A 5,564-nucleotide genomic window follows, 5' to 3' on the forward strand; every position below is an offset into this window, starting at 1 on the left:
AGTCGCCCGGAGGGGCCCGAGCCGGTGCCTGTGCCGGTGGTGCCGACCACAGGCTCGACATTTGCCATGGCACCAGCGTAAGTAAGGTGAGGCCATGCCCATGCACCCGGCAGCACCCGAGGACCTCACCGGGCTCGTCGAGGCCTTCGCCCAGTGCGCCCAGGCCATCGTGGATCTGGGGCACACGTGCCGGGAGGAGGACTTCGACCGTCCCACCGACTGCCCCGGTTGGACCGTGAAGGACCAGATCTCCCACGTCGTGGGCGTGGAGGCCGCGATGGAGGGCCGGCGCGACCCCGAGGTCGCGCTGGACCGGCACGCGCACGTGCACGGCGAGGTCGGGCGGCAGAACGAGTATGCCGTGCAGGCACGTCGGCGGCGCAGCGGCGGCGACGTGGTCAGCGAGCTGGAGCACGTCCTCGCCCAGCGGCTGGGCACCCTGCGCACCCCGGGGCTGACCGAGTCGAGCATCCTCGTCGGCCCGATGGGTCAGGCGATGGAGGCGGCCGAGCTGCTCCGGGAGCGGATCCGCGACATCTGGGCGCACGAGCAGGACATCCGCACGGCGCTGGAGCGGCCCGGCGACCTGGACTCCGCCGCGGCGACGGTGTTCGCCGACTACGTGCTCGAGGCCGTACCCGAACTACTCGGCAAGGTGGGTTTCGATGCCGGGACCACCGTGATCGTCGACATGACCGGGCCGATCGTGGGGCGTGCCGGGGTGCGGATCGGTGCGGACGAGCACGGCGAGCCCTGTGCGTACGCCATGTTCACCGGCGAGCCGGTGGCCGAGGGGGAGGCCGGTGCGGAGGAGGCCGAGCCCGGCTCGATGACCACCATCAGCCTGTCGACCGACGCGCTCACCCGCCGGGCGGCGGGGCGCCGGTCGGTGGAGGACACCGTCTACCACGTCGTGGGGGATGAGGACGTGGCGCGCCGGGCGCTCGAGGCGCTGGTCCTGACCTCCTGATGCCTGCCGGGAAACGTCGAACGGGCCCGCCTCGCCGGCGGGCCCGTTCTCGTGTTGGAGCCCGCGCGCCCTCAACGCAGGGGGTGAAGAGGGCGCGCGGGGGATTGTGGGAGGAGCCCCCCGGCTCCTGGAACAACTCTAGAGTGCCGCCAGCATAGCGGTAGGACGTTCGACGCAGTCGGCGACATACCGCAAGAACCCTCCGGCAGTTCCGCCGTCGCAGACCCGGTGGTCGAACGTGAACGACAGCTGGGTGACCTTCCGCAGGGCGAGCTGCCCCTCGTGGGCCCAGGGCTTGTCGATGATCCGGCCGACCCCGAGCATCGCCGCCTCCGGATGGTTGATGATCGGCGTCGACCCGTCGACCCCGAACACGCCGTAGTTGTTGAGCGTGAAAGTGCCGCCGGTCAGCTCCGCCGGGGACAGCTGGCCCTCGCGGGCCCGCGCGGTGAGCTCGCGCAGGGCCTGCGCCAGCTCGGCGGTGGTCAACCGGTGCGCGTCGTGCACCACGGGAACGACCAGGCCGCGGGGGGACTGGGCCGCGAAGCCGAGGTGGACCGCCGCGTGCTGGACGATCTCCTGCCGGTCGGTGTCGACCGAGGAGTTGAGCTCAGGGAAGCGCTTCAGCCCCGCGACGCAGATGCGGGCCATGAGGGCGAGCACGCCGATGCCCGCGTCGGGGTGGACCGCTCGGATCTCGTCCTTGGCCTGCATGAGGCCGGTGGCGTCGACGTCGACCCACGTCGTGGCGTCCGGGATCTCCCGGCGGCTCTGGCTGAGCTTGTCGGCCATCGCCCGGCGCACCCCCCGCAGCGGGATCCGCACGTCCTCGGTCGTGCTGGCGGGAGCGCTCTCGGGCGTCGTGCCGGGTCGTGTGGTGCGCGCGGCGGCGGCGTCCTCGACGTCCTTGCGGCGGATCACCCCGCCAGGTCCGCTCGGTGTGACCGTGGTCAGGTCGAGGCCCTCGGCCACGGCGAGGCGGCGGACTAGCGGCGAGATCACCTTCACCGCCGCGCCGGTGCGCCCGTCAGTCGCGCCGATCATTGTGCCGTTCTGGTCGCTGGGGCGCTCACTCTGTCGCAATGATTCGCGGCCACGATCAGCTCGAGGGGCCGGTGCGCTCGGCAAACGGGCGCTCGACGTGGGTGCGCTCGGCGTCGGGGCAGGCCCGCGGCGCACGCGGCGCCGACGGGCACGAGGCGCTCCGGTGCCGTAGCCGATCAGCACGGCGCCCGACCCTTCGGCCTCGGCGCCGGCGCGCTCCTCGGAGCGGTACTGCTCCGCCCCGGCCAGCGCCTCGTCCCCGCCGCGCTTCCTTGGGACATCTCTGAGGTCAGAGCCGCCGAAGCGTCCCAAAGAAACGCTGGCGGCGGAGCCGCCCGACGCGGCGGCCGCCGAGGCGGCGGGCACCGAGCCCACGGGCGCGATGGTGATCAGCGGCTGGCCGACCTCGAGCTGGTCACCGGTGGACCCGTGCAGGGTGAGCACCGTGCCGGCGAACGGGCACGGCACCTCGACCGTGGCCTTCGCCGTCTCGACCACCACGACGTGCTGGTCGATCGCGACCTCGTCACCCTCGGCGACCTGCCACTCGATGATCTCGGCCTCGGTCAGCCCTTCTCCCAGGTCGGGCAGGCGGAAGACCTGCTCGTTCATGCGGCCCCTCCCGCCGCAACACGAGAAGGCGCAACACGAGAAGGCGCAACACGAGAAGCCGCGACACCAGAGGCCACGGCGCCGCCCGTGGGGCTGCCGAGCCAGCGCTCGTCCGGCGCGTCGTCCCACTGCAGCCGGGCGATCGTGTCGAGGATCCGGTCCACGCTCGGGAGGTGGGTGTGCTCCAGCTTCGGGGCCGGGTAGGGGATGTCGAACCCGCTGACCCGCAGCACCGGCGCGGCGAGCGAGTGGAACGCCCGCTCCTGGACCCGGGCGGCGACCTCGGCGGCCACGCCCCCGAAGCCCTGGGCCTCGTTGACCACGACGCACCGCCCGGTGCGGCGCACCGACTCCAGGACGGTGGCGTCGTCGAACGGCACGATCGTGCGCAGGTCGACGACCTCGACGTCCCAGCCCTCCTCGGCCGCGGCCTCGGCCGCCTTCAGGCAGGTCGGCACCTGCGGACCGTAGGTCACCAGCGTCACGTCCGTTCCCGGCCGACGCACGACCGCCTGCCCGAAAACGCCCTCGCGCGAACCGGTCTCGAGCTCGCCCTTGGACCAGTAGAGGACCTTCGGCTCCATGAAGACCACCGGGTCCGGGTCGTCGATCGCCTCGCGCAGCAGGTCGTAGGCGTCCTGCGGCGTCGACGGCGAGACCACCTTCAGGCCGGGCGTGTGCGCGTAGTAGCCCTCGCTGCTGTCGCAGTGGTGCTCCACGCCGCCGATGCCCCCGGCATACGGCACCCGGATGACCATCGGCAGCTTGACGGCACCCTTCGTGCGGTTGTGCATCTTCGCCACGTGCGAGACGACCTGCTCGAACGCCGGGTAGCCGAACGCGTCGAACTGCATCTCCACCACGGGCCGGAACCCGGCCATCGCCATGCCGACCGCGAACCCGACGATCCCCGACTCCGCCAGCGGGGTGTCGAAGCAGCGCTCCTCCCCGAAGTCGCGCGTCAGCCCGTCGGTGATCCGGAAGACGCCACCGAGGGTGCCCACGTCCTCACCGAAGACGACCACGTCCCCATCAGCCTGTATGCCGTCCCGCAGCGCCTGGTTGAGCGCCTTGGCCATCGTCGTGGTCCCCATCAGTGGTCCCCCTGCTGCTCGTCCGACTGGTCGGCGAACTCCCGCTCCGCGGCCAGCTCCGCCTCCACCTGGGCGCGCTGCTCGGCGATCTGCGGGGTCGACCGCTCGTAGACGTGGTCGAAGATCGACAGGGGATCGAGCTGGGAGTCGACGTTCATCCGGTCCCGCAAGCGCGCGGCATACTCCTCGGCCTCCTGCTTGACCGCGTCGACCCGTGCGTCGTCGATCAGCCCCTCGGCACGGAGGTGGTTCTCCAGCCGCACGATCGGGTCGCGGGTGAGCCACTGGGTGACCTCGTCGGCCTCGCGGTAGCGCGTGGCGTCGTCGGCGTTGGTGTGCGCATCGAGGCGGTAGGTGTGCGCCTCGATGAGGAACGGACCACCGCCGCCCCGGGCGTGCTCGACCGCGCGCTGCATCACCGACAGCACCGCCATCGGGTCGTTGCCGTCGACCTGTTCGGCGGGCACCCCGTAGCCGACGCCCTTGTGCGCCAACGACGGGGCCTTGGACTGCTTGGAGAAGGGGACGCTGATCGCGTACTTGTTGTTCTGGACGAAGAAGATGGCCGGCGCGTGGAAGACCGCGGCGAAGTTGAGCGCCTCGTGGAAGTCGCCCTCGCTCGTGGCGCCGTCGCCGGTGAAGGCCAGCGCCACGCTGCCGCGGCCCTTGCGGGTCTCGCCGTGGGCGACGCCGGCGGCGTGGATCAGCTGGGTGGCCAGCGGGGTGCACTGGGCCGCCGTGTGGTGGGCCATCGGGTCGTAGCCGCAGTGCGCGTCGCCGCGCAGCAGCGTGAGCACCTCGACCGGGTCGAGGTCCCGGGTGATGAGGGCGACCGAGTCGCGGTAGGTCGGGAAGAGCCAGTCCCGCTCCTGCAAGGCGAGGACCGCGCCGACCTGGCAGGCCTCCTGGCCGCGGGAGGACGGGTAGACCGCGAGCCGGCCCTGCTTGGTCAGCGCAGTGGCCTGGACGTCGAAGCGGCGCCCGACCACCATCCGGCGCCACGCCTCGACGAGCAGCTCCCGGTCCGGCGGGCGGTAGCCGCGATCCTCCATCTCGGTGGTCGCGTCGACGCGGTGGCCGAGGTCGTCGAGGAACCGCACCGGGGTCTCTGCGGGGAGCAGCGCTGGGGCGGTCAGCTGGGTTGTCGCGGTGTGCGTCGTCGAGTGCGTCGTCATCGAGCGCGGCCTCCGGGCTTCTGGCAGGGAAGGATGGGCACCTGTCCATCGCATCGTCCCGCCCACCACTCTCATGGCACAACAGCAGGGGACAACCCCGGACATCTGGTCCAATGGAGTGGTGACCAGTGACCGATCGTCCAGAACGGACCGGTCCGTGGCGGCGCCTGCCGGACGAACGGAAGGCCCCACTCGCGGACCTGCGCCGACCACCCACCCCACCCTCGACGACGCGGACCGGCGGATGATCGGCGAGCTCGTCCGGGACGCCCGCGTCTCGGTGCGCCAGCTCGCCGAACGGGTGCACATCTCGCGGGCCAACGCCTACGCCCGGCTCGACCGGCTGCTGCGGGACGGGGTCATCGCCGGCTTCTCGGCCCGGGTGGTGCCGGAGCGGGCGGGACTGGCGACGTCGGCATACGTCAGTGTCGCGATCGAGCAGAACACCTGGCGCGACGTGTCCGCGCGGCTGCGGGAGCTGCCGTATGTCGACCACGTCGCCTTGGTGGGCGCGGACTTCGACGTGCTCCTGCAGGTGCGGGCGCCGGACAACGCGGCCCTGCGGGACATCGTGCTCGAACAGATCCAGGCGATCCCCGGGGTGAAGGGGACGCGCACGTGGCTGATCTTCGAGGAGATGCCCGGCGCCGGGCCGGTGTGGGAGCCGTA

5 protein-coding genes are annotated in these 5,564 nt (G+C 72.0%); 2 read left to right on the top strand and 3 right to left on the bottom strand.

Translation table 11 applies throughout. The features are described 5' to 3' along the window. The first annotated feature begins 94 nt into the window (after positions 1–94). Complete coding sequence (locus VFL99_RS17145; RefSeq protein WP_325107579.1) at positions 95–970, top strand: maleylpyruvate isomerase family mycothiol-dependent enzyme; 876 nt, start codon at positions 95–97, stop codon at positions 968–970. 138 nt (positions 971–1,108) lie between these two features. On the opposite strand, the gene VFL99_RS17150 is transcribed toward VFL99_RS17145, so the two are convergent. The 3 genes from VFL99_RS17150 to pdhA are packed head-to-tail and all read right to left on the bottom strand — an operon-like array spanning position 1,109 to position 4,895. Beyond that, on the bottom strand, positions 1,109–2,626 hold the full coding sequence (locus VFL99_RS17150) for a dihydrolipoamide acetyltransferase family protein (RefSeq protein WP_325107580.1): 1,518 nt from the start codon (positions 2,624–2,626) through the stop codon (positions 1,109–1,111). Further along, a complete protein-coding gene (locus VFL99_RS17155) occupies positions 2,623–3,720 on the bottom strand; it encodes an alpha-ketoacid dehydrogenase subunit beta (protein WP_325107581.1) in 1,098 nt (365 codons plus the stop codon). Before VFL99_RS17155 ends, VFL99_RS17150 begins: the two co-directional genes overlap by 4 nt. After that, positions 3,720–4,895, bottom strand: a complete 1,176-nt coding sequence (pdhA, locus tag VFL99_RS17160; protein WP_325107582.1) for a pyruvate dehydrogenase (acetyl-transferring) E1 component subunit alpha — start codon at positions 4,893–4,895, stop codon at positions 3,720–3,722. Before pdhA ends, VFL99_RS17155 begins: the two co-directional genes overlap by 1 nt. A gap of 244 nt (positions 4,896–5,139) precedes the next feature. Between pdhA and VFL99_RS17165 the strand changes: the two genes are divergently transcribed. Next, positions 5,140–5,564 (top strand): Lrp/AsnC family transcriptional regulator (locus VFL99_RS17165; RefSeq protein WP_325107583.1); only part of this gene is annotated, 425 nt, incomplete at its 3' end.

This window comes from Segeticoccus sp. (assembly GCF_035708005.1).